This is a genomic window from Pedobacter psychroterrae (assembly GCF_004331695.1).
GTDB classification, from domain to species: domain Bacteria; phylum Bacteroidota; class Bacteroidia; order Sphingobacteriales; family Sphingobacteriaceae; genus Pedobacter; species Pedobacter psychroterrae.
In genome coordinates this window covers 71,825-90,845 of sequence record NZ_SJSL01000010.1, presented here as the reverse complement: position 1 = coordinate 90,845, position 19,021 = coordinate 71,825, and the positions used below count along the sequence as shown (strand labels likewise).

General features: G+C 40.8%; 12 protein-coding genes. 6 read left to right on the top strand and 6 right to left on the bottom strand.

From position 1 onward, the window contains the following. Positions 1-134: 134 nt before the first annotated feature. Both EZ437_RS20910 and mnmE read right to left on the bottom strand, forming a co-directional pair. Positions 135-1,043, bottom strand: coding sequence for a ligand-binding sensor domain-containing protein (locus EZ437_RS20910; RefSeq protein ID WP_205942777.1), 909 nt, complete (start codon positions 1,041-1,043; stop codon positions 135-137). 396 nt (positions 1,044-1,439) lie between these two features. Beyond that, on the bottom strand, positions 1,440-2,810 hold the full coding sequence (gene mnmE, locus EZ437_RS20905; protein WP_131598081.1) for a tRNA uridine-5-carboxymethylaminomethyl(34) synthesis GTPase MnmE: 1,371 nt from the start codon (positions 2,808-2,810) through the stop codon (positions 1,440-1,442). 67 nt (positions 2,811-2,877) lie between these two features. Between mnmE and EZ437_RS20900 the strand changes: the two genes are divergently transcribed. Next, positions 2,878-4,011, top strand: a complete 1,134-nt coding sequence (locus tag EZ437_RS20900) for an AI-2E family transporter (RefSeq protein ID WP_131598080.1) — start codon at positions 2,878-2,880, stop codon at positions 4,009-4,011. A 2-nt stretch (positions 4,012-4,013) separates the two neighbouring features. Here EZ437_RS20900 and argS read toward each other — a convergent pair whose 3' ends face one another. Then, positions 4,014-5,780, bottom strand: coding sequence for an arginine--tRNA ligase (gene argS / locus EZ437_RS20895; protein ID WP_131598079.1), 1,767 nt, complete (start codon positions 5,778-5,780; stop codon positions 4,014-4,016). 105 nt (positions 5,781-5,885) lie between these two features. Here argS and EZ437_RS20890 point away from each other — a divergent pair, with 105 nt between their 5' ends. The 3 genes from EZ437_RS20890 to EZ437_RS20880 all read left to right on the top strand — a co-directional run bounded on the left by EZ437_RS20890 (position 5,886) and on the right by EZ437_RS20880 (position 9,731). Then, entirely contained in the window at positions 5,886-7,331 is a 1,446-nt protein-coding gene (locus tag EZ437_RS20890) for an arginine deiminase family protein (protein WP_131598078.1), read from the top strand. 4 nt (positions 7,332-7,335) lie between these two features. Beyond that, entirely contained in the window at positions 7,336-8,247 is a 912-nt protein-coding gene (ctlX, locus tag EZ437_RS20885) for a citrulline utilization hydrolase CtlX (RefSeq protein WP_131598077.1), read from the top strand. 92 nt (positions 8,248-8,339) lie between these two features. Next, positions 8,340-9,731 (top strand): arginine decarboxylase, encoded by a 1,392-nt coding sequence (locus tag EZ437_RS20880; RefSeq protein WP_131598076.1) that lies wholly within the window; start codon positions 8,340-8,342, stop codon positions 9,729-9,731. A gap of 59 nt (positions 9,732-9,790) precedes the next feature. Here EZ437_RS20880 and EZ437_RS20875 read toward each other — a convergent pair whose 3' ends face one another. After that, the gene (locus EZ437_RS20875; protein WP_131598075.1) at positions 9,791-10,828 is read right to left on the bottom strand and encodes an aldose epimerase family protein; all 1,038 of its coding nucleotides are present in this window, start codon (positions 10,826-10,828) and stop codon (positions 9,791-9,793) included. 161 nt (positions 10,829-10,989) lie between these two features. Here EZ437_RS20875 and EZ437_RS20870 point away from each other — a divergent pair, with 161 nt between their 5' ends. Next, positions 10,990-12,141, top strand: a complete 1,152-nt coding sequence (locus tag EZ437_RS20870) for a galactokinase (RefSeq protein ID WP_131598074.1) — start codon at positions 10,990-10,992, stop codon at positions 12,139-12,141. 10 nt (positions 12,142-12,151) lie between these two features. Further along, on the top strand, positions 12,152-12,682 hold the full coding sequence (locus EZ437_RS20865; protein ID WP_131598073.1) for an RNA methyltransferase: 531 nt from the start codon (positions 12,152-12,154) through the stop codon (positions 12,680-12,682). A gap of 104 nt (positions 12,683-12,786) precedes the next feature. Here the strand turns inward: EZ437_RS20865 and EZ437_RS20860 are convergent, their stop codons facing one another. After that, complete coding sequence (locus EZ437_RS20860) at positions 12,787-14,253, bottom strand: glutamate synthase subunit beta (protein ID WP_131598072.1); 1,467 nt, start codon at positions 14,251-14,253, stop codon at positions 12,787-12,789. Between the two features lie 48 nt (positions 14,254-14,301). After that, positions 14,302-18,807, bottom strand: coding sequence for a glutamate synthase large subunit (gene gltB, locus EZ437_RS20855; protein ID WP_131598071.1), 4,506 nt, complete (start codon positions 18,805-18,807; stop codon positions 14,302-14,304). Positions 18,808-19,021 lie beyond the last annotated feature (214 nt).

Below are 19,021 nucleotides of genomic sequence, written 5' to 3'. Positions count from 1 at the left end.
ATAGATGCAATAGTCCTGAGCACCTGATCGCTTACTCCAGCACTGTTCACCCAAAAATCGATCTTGCCAGTAGGAGATAAATATCATTCATTTGAATAATAATTGACAAATGATTTTAAAATCAGCTATACACATTATAGCTTAACCTCTTTCCCTCTGAAGTATAGCTTACCCTCTTTCCCTCCGTAGTTCAGCTTACCATCTTTCCTTTTGAAGTCTGTGATGGTTTTTCCATCATAACGAAACACGCCACTTATTATAGACCCTAAACCACCAAACCAAATACTTCCATCGTTAGCTTCCAAAATCCCACAGAGCATTCCCGGTCCTTGTACTAATATTATTTCGGTTAACCTGGGTTTTTTATTGTACAAGGACTTTTGATCATAACGGGAAAGCACCCAATCGCCATTAGGTATCACTTCACCAGTGGTCCAGATGTTTCCTTTTTTATCTTCAATTAGAGCATAAGCACCCCTCTTCGAAAAATTGGTAAAGGTACTGCCGTCGTAGCGCCAAAGGCCATCAACGTTACTGAACAAAATATTGCCTTTTTTATCTTCGATTATAGTACCAACATTTGTAAAAGGTTTGCCGGCTTTGTTTTTTAAAACTGTAAATGTTTTACCATCATAAATGCGGGCTCCGCCACCTGTGCTAAACGATAATTTGCCGGTTTTGTCTTCAAGGACAAGCATTTCTTTCGAGTTTTGAAAAGATTTCCCATCGTAACGGCTTGCTCCAACTGAAGTGCCGAACCAAATGTTGCCTTTTTTATCTTCATAAATAGAAAAAACCATATTACTGGCAAGCCCATCTTTTGTTGTAAAATGCTGAAAGGATTTCCCATTGTAATGATAAACACCTGAATCTCTGGAAGAGAACCAAAGATTACCTTTTCGATCTTCCAGAACATCCCAGAAGCTGGGCGAACTTATTTTACTTGTTATATTGGTAAACGATTTTCCATCGTATCGAACCACCCCATTGAAAGCAGCAATCAAAATGTCTCCATTTTTAGCTTGCTTTACATTCCGAACCATATGATTAGGCCCGTAGGAAGTGACTGTGTCTTTGGTTTCGGAGTTGATATTATTTTTTGGCAGGTCTGTTTTGTTTTGTCCTTTACTTCAAGTGCAAAAAACAACCATCAGGAACAAGGTGTAAATGTGTGCGTATCTCATAAGCGTATATTCGTAATCCTATTAAATTTTGATTCAGCGAACTTACTTTGATATATTTCAGTTCGGAGAATTTGGATTGTAAATAAAAATGTAAACTTTGTAAATTGTCTTGAACATCTGCTTAAATTAGCAACAAAAATGCGCAAAAGACTGGCAATATTCCAAGAAAACGGTAAAGTATTTTAAATATAAATTATTAATAATAAGCTATTTAGCTGTAAATACTTGTTGTAATTATTCGTTATTTTTGTGGCCTTATTTGCCGATACAAAACTTACTAAAAATGTTTTCCAGCAGGTCATCTGTAGTTACCTGGCCAGTGATCTCGCCTAAATAATATAGCGCCTGTTTAATGTCCATGGCAAGAAAATCGGAAGTAACCGGATTATTCAGCCCATTGGCTACACTATTCAGCGCCTCGCGCGTTCTCTGCAAAGCTTCTACATGACGAATATTGGTCACCATGGTATGGCTGTCAGATAACTGATCGCCAACAGCAGTGTCATAAAGCAGTTCCTTCAACTCTTCAATATGCTGGTTTTCCTTTGCTGAGATGGATATAAACCGAACATCACTTGGCAGATCAAGGGATTGTAAACGCTCGGTTAAGGAAAGGTCAATTTTATTTGCCACCGCAATAAAAGGAAAACCTGGCTTATGCAAACGGGTAATATCTTCTAAAATCTCTTCAGGAGTGGTATTTACGATATCAAATAAATAGACCAGCAACGCCGATTGACTAATCTTCTGCATGGTTTTTTCCACCCCAATTGCTTCTATAGTATCTGTCGCCTCCCTGATCCCTGCTGTATCTATCAACCTAAAATTGATGCCGTTGATATTTAATACCTCTTCAATAGTATCTCTGGTAGTACCCGCAATCTCGCTAACAATAGCGCGGTCTTCATTTAGCAGTGCATTTAATAAAGTAGACTTACCGGCATTTGGCCGGCCGGCGATCACCGTATTGATCCCTTCTTTGATTACGTTGCCCAACTCAAAAGAGCGGATCAGCTTGTTCAGCACCAACGTAATCTTGTTAATGAGGTCCTGCAACTGATCCCTGTTTGCAAATTCTACATCTTCTTCAGCAAAATCAAGTTCCAGTTCTATCATAGATGCAAAATGGATCAGTTGCTCACGTAATACCGCCAGTTCATTGCTAAAACCACCCCTTAGCTGGTTCATTGCTACCTGATGCGCAGCGGCAGAATCTGATGAAATCAAATCGGCAACAGCCTCTGCCTGAGATAAATCTAGACCCCCATTTAAGAAAGCTCTTAAGGTAAATTCTCCTGGCTTGGCTGCCGATGCCCCATGCCTGATCAGTAAAGTAATGATCTGCTGAATGATATAATTGGAGCCATGACAGGAAATTTCTACCACATTTTCCTTGGTGTATGATTTGGGCGCTACGAACAAACTCACCAATACTTCATCGACAATAATATCTCCATCCTTAATTAAGCCAAAATGAATGGTATGAGAGTCCTGAGCCAGCAGGTCTTTTCCACTAAAAACAGCATTGGTAATGGATATAGCATCCTTTCCCGAAAGGCGGATTACACCAATAGCCCCTATTCCCGGAGGTGTAGAAAGTGCTACTATGGTTTCGTTTGTGATCATATATGCAAAACTAGCCAAACATTTCATACCTTACTGTGTTTAATTGAAAATCTAAATTAGTTTACCAATGACAGACATGCCTCTTACCGTTAAACGGTCGATCGAATTGCTTGGGATAGTGCTTATAGGAGCCGTTTTAGTAATAGGAAATGACATCATCATGCCAATAATCATGGCATTTTTTATCAGTATTTTGATATTGCCCATATTCAGAAAGCTGGTTAAGATTAAATTTCCTGAAGTAGCGGCGATTATCGTTCCCATCTTAATGCTTGCAGTTTTTCTGGGCCTGATTATATGGTTTTTCTCTGCTCAGGTGGGTATGCTGGTACAGGATTTCCCAGATATCAAAAAGAATGTAGGCATCCACGTCAAAGCATTGCAGGACTGGATTGGGAAGATCAGCCATATCTCTACCAATGAACAAGCTAAATTTATACAGGAAAAGAGCGATGATCTGCTAGGTATGGCTGGTAAGGCAGCAAGCGGTGCCGCTGTTACCCTTAGTTCAATTTTTGTATTTGTGGGCCTGCTGCCAATTTACATTTACTTAATGCTCTTTTACAAAGACATTTTACTAAGATTTATATTTATGTGGTTTAAAGCTGACCACCATCCAAAGGTTAAAGAGGCGATATACGAAACTGAAGCAATCATAAAAAATTACCTTGTAGGACTACTTATCCAGGTTAGCTATATGACGATCCTATTGGGTGGCATATTACTATTGATAGGCATTAAGCACGCCCTGCTGATTGGTGTTATTTTTGCCATTTTAAATCTGATTCCTTATGTAGGGGCATTAATAGGCAATTTAATTGGTGTATTGCTTACCCTTACTTCATCGACTGAAATATGGCCCGTTGTAACAGTTTTGGGTGTTATTGCGGCAATTCAATTTTTGGACAACAATATATTGATGCCTAGGATAGTCGGATCTAAGGTTAAAATAAATGCCCTTTTTGCCATTCTCGGGGTTATCATAGGTGGAAGCATAGCGGGTGTATCTGGCATGTTTCTCTCCATGCCTATCATAGCCGTACTCAAAGTTATCTTTGACAGAACAGAGACCTTTAAACAATGGGGAGTTTTGCTGGGTGATGAAAGACCAACAAAAAGCCCGATGACATTTGCCAATTTCAGGAAAAAGCAACCTGTCAATACTAAAGCCGGTGTGGAAAAAACTAAAGAAAAAGATTAAAATTACATTCTTTCAGGTACGCCTATACCTAGCAACCGCATTCCTGATTTGATGACATTGCCAGCTAAGGCACAGAGGTTTAACCTGTTTTGTTGCACTTGACTGTCTTCTTCTTTAATAATTGGGGGTACTTCATGATAAAATTTATTGAAGATCTTGGCCACCTCATACAGGTAATTGGCCAATGTAGCCGGACTATAAGCCTCTGCTGCAGCTTCAAGTTCCTGAGGATATTTGGAAAGCAGCATAATCATGTCGACTTCAGTCGGGGTAATCACCGCAACCGCTGTTTGATCTGTATGATAATTTGCCTTTTTTAAGAGCGACTTAATACGTGCATGTGTGTACTGTATGAATGGCCCTGTATTACCCTGAAAATCGATGGATTCTGAAGGATCAAACAATAAGCGTTTTTTCGGTTCAACCTTCAACAGAAAGTACTTTAAAGCTCCCAGGCCTATATGATAATATAGATTTGCCTTCTCTTCTTCATCAAAATCATTCACCTTACCCAGCACTTCTGTTTTTTGCCTGGCAGTTTCTATCATCTCGGCTATCAGGTCATCGGCATCCACAACCGTACCCTCTCTGGATTTCATCTTGCCGCTAGGCAGGTCTACCATACCATACGACAAATGGTGCAAGCCTTTGGCCCATGTCTTACCTAGTTTTTCCAGGATCAGGAACAATACCTTAAAGTGGTAATCCTGCTCATTGCCTACCACATAAATAGACTCATCCATTTTGAAATCATCATATTTCATTTCGGCCGTACCGAGATCCTGGGTGATATATACGGAAGTGCCATCAGCACGCAATACCAATTTTTGGTCTAATCCATCGGCAGTCAGGTCTATCCATACCGACCCATCAGGTTTTTTAAAGAACACTCCTTTGGCCAGTCCTTCTTCTACCGTACCCTTTCCAAGCAAATAAGTATTGCTCTCATAGTAATACTTATCAAAATCTACGCCCAGGTTTTTATAGGTTACCTCAAATCCATCGTATACCCAACCGTTCATCCTGCTCCATAGCGCCAGTACTTCAGCATTCCCCGACTCCCAGTCGAGCAGCATTTTTTGCGCTTCCTGTATTAGCGGTGCATTTTTCTTGGATTCGTCTTCAGTTTGTCCCTGAGCTTTTAAAAGCTCTATTTCCTTTTTATATTCCTTATCAAAGATCACATAATACTTACCCACAAGGTGGTCCCCTTTTAAGAAAGCAGTATCAGGAGTTTCGCCATTACCCCATTTTTGCCAGGCAAGCATGGATTTACAGATATGGATACCCCTGTCATTCACGAGGTTTACCTTAAATACTTCGTAGCCTACCGCCTTTAGCAGCTCTGCTACAGAGTAACCCAACAGGTTGTTCCTTACATGGCCCAGATGCAGTGGCTTATTGGTATTTGGTGAGGAATACTCTACCATTACTTTCTTGCCATTAGGCTTAAAAGTTCCAAAGTCAGGGTGCAATAATTGTGTATTGAACAGGTTCAACCAGTAACTATCAGCAATACTTAAATTTAAAAAACCCTTCACAACATTAAAGGCAGTAACTTCTTCCAGTTGATCTACCAGGTAGTTACCAAGGTCAATCGCTGTCTGCTCAGGTGATTTCTTAGAAAAACGGACTATCGGAAAAACAACTATCGTAACCTGTCCTTCAAATTCTTTGCGCGTATCCTGTATATTGATCACACCTTCAGCAACCTCTTCATTGTAGAGTTCTTTTATGCCTTGCAGTGCTTTGCTGATAATAAAATTCATAGTCACAAAGATATAAAAAAGTAGAACCGTATGGTAAAAAAGGTTGAACTGCGGATGTTGATACTAACCCAAATTTAAATAGCTTTGCCTAACTACAAACTTATTATGACTAAGCAAAACCAAAATTTCACCATAAACGTCAGCACTGAGATTGGCAGACTGCGAAAATTACTCATCCACAGTCCCGACAGCGGACTGGGCAAAGTGGTGCCGTCTAAAGCACAGGATTGGCTTTTTGAAGACATTGTACACCTGGATACCATCCGCAGGGACGAATATGATCATTATGTGAAATTGCTGATGTACTTTCTTGACCCATCTAAGATCAGCGGCAAACTGAAAGAGATTGATGATGAGCAGTCTGACAGGAAGTTCTTCAAACCTGACCATCCTGAATTTCACAATTCCCTGGCGGTTATCGAAATACAAAATCTACTTTCTGACATCCTTGAAGACGCCTCTATCAGAAAAAAACTTGCTGCTGCAGTCAGCGCCATTGAAGGATGTACCTATAAGTTACAGCTTCAGATGGTAGAAACAGATCCAAAGGAACTGGCTAAAATATTTATCTCAGGAAGCCTGAATGATGACCATATGATCTTTGCTCCTATCCCAAATCTGATATTTACAAGGGACGTAGGCATTACCATTAACAAACATATACTGCTGAATAAACCTGCTAAAAAAGCACGCAGCCGCGAAACGCTATTGATGAGGTATATCTTTTTTAACCATCCGGTATTTAAAGAATATGCGGATAACATACTCGAAATCCCAGATCCGGCACAACATTTCCTGCGACCGGGTGAAGAAGAAGACCACAGGACCACGCTTGAGGGTGGCGATGTCATGATGGTGAGCAGCAACCATGTTTTGATAGGCTGCAGCGAAAGAACGTCTGCCTATGGAGCAAATGAAGCAATTAAACTGCTCTTTGAAAATAATGTCGTAGAAAAAGTCACGGTAGTGAAAATACCTAACAAACGGGATTTTATGCACATTGACACCGTCTTTACCCAGGTTAAACGAAACGTATGGGTGATACTGAGTTCCATTGCTAAAAACCAGATAACGAATGCCGGTGAACCCATCACGTTTCTTGTAGCTCCGGATAATAAGGAAATAACAGAGATCATTCAGTTCAGCAAAAGCGACCTTCAAAGCCCTAAGAATTTTTCAAGTATAGAGGCATTGCTGGATGACATTAGTCAGAATGAACTGAACAGCACAGAAAAAACACAGTTCATTTATAGCGGAAACGACTCTTTTCCATATGACGCGAGGGAACAATGGACTGATTCATGTAACCTCCTGGCTATAAAAGAAGGCGTTGTTTTAGGTTATGACAGAAATGACAAAACTGTAGAAGCATTTAAGCGGCATGGATTTCATGTAGTGAAGGTAAAAGACCTGATAAATGACCTGGAAAGCGGAAAGGCCAATACTGACGAAATTAAAGATACCTTAATCCTAATGCCTTCTGCCGAACTATCAAGGGCGCGGGGTGGTTTTCACTGTATGAGTCTTCCTTTACTTAGAGATGAACTGTAAGCATATGCAAACAACCAATCATATTTTAATGGTACGTCCTGTGGACTTCAAGTTTAATGAGCAAACTGCAGGCAACAATAAGTTTCAGCAGGCTTCTGAACAGGAAGATGTACAGCGCAAAGCGCTGACAGAGTTTGACAACTTCGTAAACCTTTTGACAGCGAATGATGTTGATGTCACCGTAATCAATGATACTTTGAGCCCTGAAACACCGGATTCTATCTTTCCGAACAACTGGGTTTCTTTTCATCACGATGGCCAGGTTTTCCTCTACCCCATGTTTTCAGAAAACAGGAGAGCAGAACGCAGGAGTGATATTTTAGATTTACTAAAAGACAATTTCATCATAAACAACATAACAGACCTTTCCAGTTACGAAGCCAAAGGAATTTATCTGGAAGGTACAGGAAGTTTGGTGCTGGACCGCGACAATAAAATAGCCTATGCCTGCCTGTCTTTGCGCACAGATGAGAAAATATTGCAAGATTTTTGTGCCAGGGCTGGCTATTCATCGGTAACTTTTAATGCGACGGACGCTGATGGCTTTCCTATCTACCATACAAATGTGATGATGTGTATAGGCGACCTTTTTGCGGTAATCTGTCTGAATTCAATACCAGATGCGGCTGACCAGCGCAAAGTAATCAAACAACTCAGAGACAACGGCAAGGAAATCATCCCCATTAGCCTGGATCAGATGAACCGCTTCGCAGGCAATATGTTGCAGGTTGAAAACAAAAACGGAAAAAGGCTGTTGATTATGTCAGAGCAAGCCTATTTATGTCTCAATAAAGAGCAGATAAAAACTCTTGAGAAGTATAGTCAGCTCATCTATTCACCTTTATATACCATAGAAAAAAACGGTGGTGGAAGTGCGCGTTGCATGCTTGCGGAAATCCACCTTCCGGAGCTATAAAACAAAGTGTATTTATGACACTAAAAATATTTATATTAACTGCCATTTCTCAATTTAAAATTACATTTTTGCAAAAAATATATTAACTATAAATGCAGAGTTACTCCGAATTTCTTGATCTAAGTGTTGGTTTTCCTCAGGACGGTTTTGATGTCATAGACGATGAATTGTATTTTCAGGACCTAAATCTTATGGAAATGATTGAAACCTATGGTACGCCATTGCGTTTTACTTATCTTCCTATGATCAGTAAAAAGATCCAGCAGGCCAAGTTGTTGTTTCAGACTGCCATCATTAAGAACAACTACCGGGGAGATTACAAGTATTGCTATTGCACAAAAAGTTCTCACTTCCGCCACATAGTGGAAGAAGCGCTTAAAAACGGCATCCACCTGGAGACTTCCTCTGCCTTTGATATGCCGATGATTGAGGCATTAGAAAAAAAAGGCGCACTGACCAAAGACATCACAGTAATCTGTAATGGATTTAAAACCTATCAGTACAAGCAGTACATTATAGATATGCTGCATGACGGCTATAAAAACATTATTCCTGTACTGGACAATAAAGAGGAATTTAACCTCTTTGATGACGAGGTAGAGATGGATACACCATGTAATTTGGGTATTCGTATCGCTGCAGAGGAACAGCCGGATTCACAGTTTTATACCTCCCGACTAGGTGTGCGTATGGAAGATGTAATCGAATTTTACAACAATAAGATCTCTGCCAACCCTAATTTCAGGGTAAAACTGCTCCACTTCTTTATCAATTCAGGTATCACAGATTCACCCTATTACTGGAACGAACTGGAAAAATATGTAACGCTATATTGCAAATTTAAAAAGATCAATCCTGAACTGGATACGCTTGATATCGGCGGCGGTATGCCGTTTAAAGATTCACTGGTATTTGACTTTGACTACGAATACATGGTAAATGAGATCGTAAAAAGGATCAAGGAAATCTGTGCAGAGCATGATGTAATTGAACCTGATATCATTACCGAATTTGGTAAATATACGGTAGCAGAAGCTTCTGGTATTTTATACAAAGTATTGGGACGTAAACAACAGAATGACAGGGAGAAGTGGCTGATGCTCGACGGTTCATTTATCACCAACCTACCCGATGTATGGGCGCTCAATCAAAAATATATCTTATTGCCGATCAATAACTGGGACGCTGAATACGAAAGAGTCAACTTAGGCGGCATTACCTGCGATGGTCAGGATTATTACAATCAGGAAGCGCACATGAACAGTGTCTTTATGCCTAAGACCCGTAAAGTGCAATACCTGGGTTTCTTCAATACGGGTGCCTACCAGGAAGTGCTAAGCGGATATGGCGGAATACACCATTGCTTATTACCTAGTCCCAAGCATGTGATCATTCGCCGAAACAGAGATGAAACATTCAATTTTGATGTTTTCGGAGAAGAACAAAACAGTAAACAGGTACTGAAGATCCTAGGCTATACCTAGGATCTGATTATAGTACCGCGCTGAAAAGGCTGCCGGTAGTCTCTTCTGCCAGGTAATGGTTAGGAATGTACTATTTTGTAAATGGTAGTATGACTATAAGTCTCTCCCGGCCTTAAAACTGTACTCGGAAATCCTGGGATATTGATCGCATTCGGGTGATGTTGTGTCTCTACACAAAATCCGTCAAATGCCTGATAATCTTTACCGCCCTTCCCATTTTTTACGCTTACAAACTTACCAGTATAGAAATGCGCAATAGGTTCTGTGCTATATACAGTTAGTGTGAGGCCGCTTTTTTCTTCAGAGGTTTCAGATGCCAGGGTAAGTTCTCCATATTCTTTATCTAATACATAAGTTTGGTCATATCCTTCCTCTGGATTCCAATCCCGCCCTATTGGCTTTGCCTCCAGAAAATCATGAATAGTACCTTCCACTGGGATCAAGGTTCCGTCCACTACATAGTTGTCATCCTGCTGCAAATAAAAACTCGCAGGCATTCTGTGCACATGATCTTTAACCGAACCACCATCCGGCGACAAATTAAAATAGCCGTGATGCGTTAAGTTGATCGGAGTAGCCTCATCTGTGGTTGCTTTAAAATCAAGGATCAACTCATCCTCATCAGTGAGTTTAAATGTCAGCTGAACAGTTAAATTGCCTGGAAAATTCTCCTCTCCTGCTTCACTCACATATTGCAATGTCAGCGTTGGATCAATTGTGGATAATACCTCCCAAACCTTCTTATCAAAGCCGCTATTCCCTCCGTGTAAAAAATCATTTCCATTATTAAGCGATAACTGATAGTCTTTACCGTCCAAAGAAAATTTCCCATTCTTAATGCGGTTGGCGTATCTGCCTATAGCCGCACCAAAATAAGGATAACCGGAGAGATATTCCTCGCTTACATATTGATCAAATTCATCAAATCCAAGCACGATATCCTGCTTTTCTCCATGCTTATTGGTCACTATGAATTTATTAATGATGGCCCCGTAATTGTATATTTTCACGTATGTGCCTTTGGTATTGGTCAGTTCAATGCCCAATACTTCTTGTCCATCAATAATTTTGCCTGTATGTACTAGTTTCGTCTTCATTTTGTCTATTAAAATATCATTTTTATTGATTAAAATATGTCTTAAATGTGGTTTTTAAAGCTAATCATTCGCTTCAGAGTCGTATATTAGGAGTTCAATTTTATTTGCAGCAATACTATCAATACTTTATTAAAACTAAAACATTAATTTAAAAAATTACAATGAAAGCGGAATTAACTAAGAAATTCTCTGAGATATATGGACAAGAACCAACGCAACACTATTTTACACCAGGCAGGGTAAATCTGATTGGCGAACATATTGATTACAACGGAGGCCTGGTAATGCCATGTGCCGTTACTTTGGGGACATGGCTGGTACTTGCACCCAATAACGAAAAGGTAATCCGGTTTAAAAGTTTGAATTTTGAAGAAGAAGCTACTATTGAACTAAAGCCATCTTATACAAAAACTGGCCCTGAATGGTTTAATTATCCATTGGGGGTATTTAATGAATTGTTAAAAGACCATGATATCCCTACTGGTTTAGATTTATTGTTTTACGGCGACATCCCTATTGGTTCAGGTTTATCTTCATCTGCCTCTATCGAAGTAGTGATGGCTTATGCTTTAAATGACTATTTCAATCTGGGTCTGGAAAGAATACAGATCCCGCTGCTGGCACAAAAGGTGGAGAATGAATTTATAGGGGTTAACTGTGGTATTATGGACCAGTTTGCTGTTGCTTTTGGTGAGGCCAATAAAGCCATTGTACTAAATTGTGATACACTTAAATATAAGATTGTTGACTGTAACCTGGGCGATTATCTTCTTGCTATCATCAATACCAATAAACCACGCAAACTTGCTGAATCCAAGTACAATGAGCGCGTGGCAGAATGCAAAACTGCTTTATCAGAATTAAATCAGGAAATTACGTTAAACAATCTTTGTGAGCTAAACTCAGAGAAATTTGCACTGCATAGTCATTTGATCTCAGATGAAACAGTTTTAAAAAGAGCCACTCACGTGATTAAAGAAAATGACCGTGTTAATTTAGCAGCCAAAGCATTGAATGATGGGAATTTACCCGAATTCGGACGGTTAATGTATGCTTCACACCAATCATTAAAAGATTTGTATGAGGTAACAGGGGCTGAACTGGATGCTGTAGTTGAATTTTGTAATGACTACGAACATGTAATTGGTGCCAGAATGACCGGCGCAGGATTTGGAGGCTGTGCCATTGCCCTGCTTAAAAAGGGACAGGAGGAGGATTTCGCTAAAAAGCTTACCGATTTTTATGTAGACCGTATCGGCTACCCTGCTGCAATTTACATCAGCGAAATTGGTAACGGAGCAAGCGCAATATAAAACCAGGCATTTGAAAAAGCTAAAATTAGACGAATTAAACCGTGTTGGAATTGAAGAATTTAAAGAACAGGAGAAATTACCGGTAATTGTTGTGCTTGACAATTTACGCAGTATGCACAACATCGGTTCTATATTCCGTACGGCTGATGGCTTCTCTATTGAAAAACTATACCTCTGCGGGATTACAGCACAACCACCACACCGTGAAATAGAAAAGACGGCTTTGGGTGCCACCCAATCGGTAGCCTGGACCCATTTTGAAACTACCTCTGATGCCATCGCATCTTTAAGAAGTGACGGTTATCGGATTATTGCAATCGAACAGGCAGCGGGCAGTATTATGCTAAACACATATAAACCGCTACCCGACAGGAAGTATGCACTTATTTTTGGCAATGAAGTAAACGGAGTTGATGAGGAGGTAATGGAACAAATTGACGAGTGTGTGGAGATTCCACAGTTTGGCACCAAGCATTCTTTTAATGTTGTCATCTCTGCAGGGATTGTTCTTTGGGATTTCTTTGCTAAATTGAGGTTGTAATAACAACAGCAAACAGTTACAGGTTACCGATGAGCATTTAACATAAAAAAAGCACTGGCAAAATACCAGTGCTTTTCATTTGTATGCAATAAAGGAATTATTGTCTATGCGTATGGAATGCCATCTTTGGATGGTAAACTACTATGTCCCATCAGGTATTGGTCTACTTTACGTGCAGCTTCCCTGCCTTCAGATATAGCCCAAACTACCAGCGATTGTCCGCGGCGCATGTCACCGGCAGCAAAGATCTTGGCTATATTGGTTTGGTATTTACCTTCTTCGGCTTTTACATTCCCTCTGTTATCAAGCTCCACTCCTAATTTTTCAATTAAGCCTTCTTTTTGAGGATGAAGGAATCCCATGGCCAGTAACACAAGCTGACATGGAAGATCGCGCTCAGTACCTGGCTTTTCTTTGAAGTTCAAAGGACGTCCAGTAGCATCTATTTCCCATTCCACATCGACCACTTTAACTGCTTTAAGGTTGCCATTTTCGTCTTTAATAAACTCTTTGGTATTTACTCCCCAACCTCTTTCGCAACCTTCTTCATGTGAAGAAGTCACTTTAAGCAGCATTGGGTAGGTAGGCCATGGCATATTAGCTGTACGTGCTGAACCCGGCATAGGCATGATCTCAAACTGGGTCACAGATTTAGCACCCTGACGGTTAGAAGTTCCGATGCAATCAGAACCTGTATCACCACCACCAATCACGATCACATCCTTACCTGTTGCCAGAATGGCTTCATCAGTTACATTGAAATTCTTAACACGTTTGTTCTGTTGTTTTAAGAAATCCATCGCAAAATATACCCCTTTGGCATCCCTGCCTGTAGCAGGAAGGTCTCTTGGTATGGTTGATCCACCGGCCAGTACAATAGATTGAAAATCTCTTAGTAAGGTATTAAGCTCTACATTTACTCCAACATTTGAATTGCATTTAAACACGATACCTTCTTTTTCCATCAATTCAATGCGTCTGGTAACTACATCTTTTTGAAGTTTAAAATCAGGGATACCATAATTTAACAAACCACCCGGAGTATCATCGCGTTCATATACTACTACTTCATGACCGGCACGGTTCAGTTGGGCTGCAGCTGCCAGACCAGCAGGGCCTGAACCGATTACTGCTACTTTTTTTCCGGTACGGATCAGTGGCTGTTCAGCTTTAATGTATCCTTTGCTGAATGCTATTTCAATAATGTGCTTTTCAATTTCTTCAATTGAAACAGGCGATTTATTTATTCCAAGTACACATGCAGATTCACATGGTGCCGGGCAGATCCTTCCGGTAAATTCAGGGAAGTTATTGGTACTCAATAAAATAGTCGAGGCGAGATGCCAGTCGCCCTTGTATACCGCTTCATTAAATTCCGGGATCACATTACCCAGCGGACAACCCGACTGGCAAAATGGCACTCCGCAATCCATACATCTGGCTGCTTCTTTATTTACCTGTTCAATTTCAAAAGCCGTTACAAACTCATTGTAATGCTTTAAACGCTCTTTTGCATCTTCTTTTGCAGGAGCAGTTCTTTCATATTCTAAAAATCCAGTTACTTTTCCCATTTTTATGCGCTATTTGATTTATTAGTTGTGGTCATTTGTTTTGGTCTCTTAAACAGTGGCTTTGGCTTTGTTCAATAATACTGCTTTGTATTCTTTAGGGAATACTTTGATGAAATGAGCTGATTGTGTAGTCCAGTCGTTTAGCAAGAACTTAGCTAGGTTACTATCGGTCAACTGCACATGCTTCTTCAACAAGACATTGATACGCAGTTCATCCTGCTCATCCAGCGGATCAAGATCCACCATTTCCTTGTTGCACTTGCTCGCGAAATCGCCCTTAGCATCAAATACCCAAGCTACTCCACCACTCATACCCGCTGCGAAATTGCTGCCCGTACCACCAATCACCAATACTTCTCCTCCTGTCATATACTCACAGCCGTGATCTCCCAATCCTTCTACAACTGCAGTAGCACCCGAGTTACGTACGGCAAACCTTTCACCGGCCTGACCCCTTACAAATAACTCACCTGAGGTGGCACCATACAATGCAACGTTGCCAATGATGATGTTTTGCTCTGGTACATATTTAATATTGCTGAAAGGATAGATAGACAATCTGGCGCCTGACAAACCTTTACCCACATAGTCATTGGCTTCACCTTCAAGATGTAAGGAAATACCTTTAGCAGTAAAGGCACCAAAACTCTGACCTGCCGAACCTTTGAATTTAAAGTTGATGGTATCTGCAGGAAGTCCCTGACCTTTATAGATTTTGGAGACTTCGTTTGAAAGCATCGTGCCTATTGCCCTGTCAGTGTTTTTGACATCAAACTCTTTATAGATCGGTTCTTTGTTGAACAATGCAGGCTGCGCTGCTTCAACCAGTTTATGGTCTAATATATCAGACAGTCCATGATCCTGAACTTCAGTATTGTATAAGCTTAGTCCGTTATCAGGAGCTTTAAATAAAATCGCAGAAAGATCAAGGTCTTTTTGTTTCCAGTTGGCATCATCTATCGGGCGAACGCTCAATGCATCTGCCTGACCTACCATTTCTTCTACAGTTCTAAAGCCTAATTCAGCCATAGTCTCTCTCAGCTCTTCAGCTAAGAAATGGAATAAATTCACTACGTGATCAGCTTCTCCTGTAAACAGTTTTCTTAAATTAGGATCTTGTGTAGCCACACCAACCGGACAGGTATTCAGATGACATTTACGCATCATGATACAACCCGCAGTAACCAATGCTGCCGTTGCCACACCCCATTCCTCTGCTCCTAATAAAGTAGCTATGGCAATGTCTCTTCCTGTTTTCAACTGACCGTCTGTTTGCAGCACTACCCTGCTTCTCAACCTGTTTTTCACAAGCGTCTGATGGGCTTCTGCCAAGCCAAGTTCCCAAGGCAAGCCAGCATGCTGGATAGAGGTCAGCGGTGATGCACCAGTACCACCATCAAAGCCCGAAACAAGGATCACATCAGCGTGTGCTTTGGCCACACCAGCTGCTATCGTACCTACCCCTGCTTTAGATACCAGTTTTACGTTAATCCTGGCCGCACGGTTGGCATTCTTCAAGTCAAAGATCAGCTGGGCCAAATCTTCAATAGAGTAGATATCATGATGTGGCGGAGGAGAAATCAAACCAACTCCAGGAGTAGCATGACGAACCTTTGCGATCCATTCATCCACTTTATGACCGGGTAATTGTCCGCCCTCACCAGGCTTAGCACCCTGCGCCATTTTTATTTGCAACTCATCTGCATTGGTTAAGTAATAACTCGTTACTCCAAAACGTGCAGAAGCGATCTGTTTGATAGACGAACGCATCGAATCGCCATTAGGCAATAGTTCATATCTTAATTCATCCTCACCACCTTCACCTGTATTGCTCTTTCCGCCTATGCGGTTCATTGCGATGGCCAGCGTAGAGTGTGCCTCATGAGAGATTGACCCAAATGACATGGCACCCGTGGCAAAACGCTTAAGGATGTTTTCTATCGGTTCTACTTCTTCCAATGGAACGGACGGGCGACTGTAGTTAAATTCAAACAATCCCCTGATGGTATAAGCTTGTAAAGTTTGTTCGTTAACAAGTTTTGCATATTGCTTATAAGTATTGTAATCGTTTTTACGAGTGGCATTTTGCAATAAGTGGATCGTCTGCGGATTGAACAAATGCTGCTCACCTTTACGTTTCCATTTATAGTTACCCCCTGTCGGCAATATCGCATCCGGACGGGTAGCCAATCTGAATATACGGTTGTGCTTAATCAGGGTTTCTTTCGCAATCTCATCCAGGCCAAGTCCGCCTATTCTTGAAACAGCACCAGTAAAATACTTGTCTACTACACTCTTATTTAGACCCAATATCTCAAATATCTGGGCACCATGGTACGACTGCAGGGTAGAGATTCCCATTTTAGAGAAGATCTTCAGCAAGCCACTATTGATGGCATAAGTATAGTTTTTGATCAGCTTCTCAGCTTTCATATCCAGTTCTTTTTCAAAACCGGTGATGGTCTCCAAAGCCAGGTAGGGATTAACTGCGGTAGCACCAAAGCCAATTAAAGTAGCAAAGTGGTGAACTTCCCATACATCGCCTGCTTCAATCACAATACCTACAGCACCACGGTATCCTTTTCGGATCAGGTGGTGATGTACAGCAGATACTGCAAGTAATGAAGGAATGGCGGCATGTTCAGAATCCAATGCCCTGTCAGATAAAATAATTACCTGGAAGCCATCTTCAACGGCATCAACAGCGTAACGGCAAAGTCTTTCAATACCTTTTGCCATAGCGCCAGGATTGCCATCAGCCCTGAAATAAGTTTGCAACGTTTTGGATTGGAATACACCCGTATCTATGCTTCTTAATTTTTCTAATTCTGTATTGGTCAATATCGGGTGTTTGATACCCACGCAATGGCATTGCATGGCATTTTCTTCCAGAATATTGCCATTATTACCCATAAAGCCGGCCAAACTCATCACCACTTTTTCCCTGATAGGGTCAATAGGCGGATTGGTTACCTGGGCAAATAATTGCTTAAAGTAGGAAGATAAGTGCTGGGGTTTTTGAGACAATATAGCCAATGGAATATCTGTACCCATTGATCCTATTGCTTCCTTACCTTCGGCAGCCATTGGTTTTAATACCAGTTCGACATCTTCCCTGGTATAACCAAAAACCTGCTGGTAACGGAATATAGACTCCTGAGATAAGCCGCTAAATACTACACGGGGTTCAGGAAGCTCTTCCAGCTTGATCTGGTATTTATTGATCCAGTCGCTATATGGCCTCTTGCCACATACCTGCTGCTTGATTTCTTCATCAGAGATGATACGGCCTTGCTCCATGTCTACTACAAACATCTTACCTGGAGTAAGTCTCCCTTTTTCAATGATCTTACTTTGGTCCAGTGCAAGTGCACCGGCCTCAGACGCCATGATCACCAGGTCATCTTCGGTAATGGCATAACGTTGCGGACGCAATCCGTTTCTGTCCAGTGTAGCACCGATCAGGTTACCGTCTGTAAACGAAACGGCAGCAGGCCCATCCCATGGCTCCATTAAAGTAGCATGGAATTTATAGAAAGCTTTTTTTAGCTCATCCATATCCTCATTACCGTCCCATGCTTCAGGAATCAGCATCATTAGTACATGTGGCAATGAACGGCCTGAATGCAGCAATAGCTCTACTACATTATCCAGACATCCTGAATCCGAGTTTGTCTCATCAATTACAGGCAATAAAATATTTAATTCTTCAGGTGTAAAATAAGATGAGGCGAATGACTTAACACTGGCCCTGAACCAGTTTAAGTTGCCCTGCAATGTATTAATCTCCCCGTTGTGTGCAATATATCTGAACGGTTGCGCCAATTTCCATGAGGGAAACGTATTGGTAGCAAAACGTGAGTGAATCAAGCCGAAGGCAGAAACAACACGCTTATCGCTTAACTCGGTAAAATAGGTCCTAACCTGCAAAGAAGTTAACTGACCTTTATATACAATAGTCCTCGATGAAAAAGAAGCGATATAAAACTCTCCGTTAATACCCTTTACTGTAGTATTTATCGTTTTTGAAAGATAATTTTTGAATACATAAAGCTTCCGTTCAAAATCCGCACCTGCCGCTACCGCATGTGGACGGGCCACAAACACCTGCTCCATTTCTGGTTCTACAGACAATGCCATATTACCTATACCATCCGTATTGGTCAATACTTTTCTAAAACCCAGTACTTCCAGGTTTAGCTTTTCTGCTGCGCGATAAATAATTTCCCTGCATTCTTCTCTTGCCTTCACATCTTTGGGTAGGAATAGCATCCCGACGCCATAATCTCCGGATTCGTCTAAGCTGAATCCTATTTTAAGACATTCGTCATATAAAAATTCGTGTGGTATCTGTATCATGATACCTGCACCGTCACCTGTATTGATTTCAGCCCCAACTGCTCCGCGGTGATCAAGATTTTCAAGAATGGTTATGGCGTCTGAAATGATCTGCTGCGACTTTCTGCCCTTTATATGGGCAACAAATCCAATGCCGCAGGCATCATGTTCAAAACGCTGGTCATATAACCCTTGGTTATCTTGTGATTGTTCCATAAGTCCGTTTAAATATAAGTTTGGTATAGTGTATTTCGGACACTAAGATACGAAAAAAAATCAACGAATTATAATATTGATATATTTTTTAGGAATTATGCAGTACTTTGTAATAATCTGACAACTTAATTACAATATCCATAAATTGCATGGATTTAAATTACAAGATTCACAATGACATTATTTAGAATTATTTTTAACAATGCATCCTTTG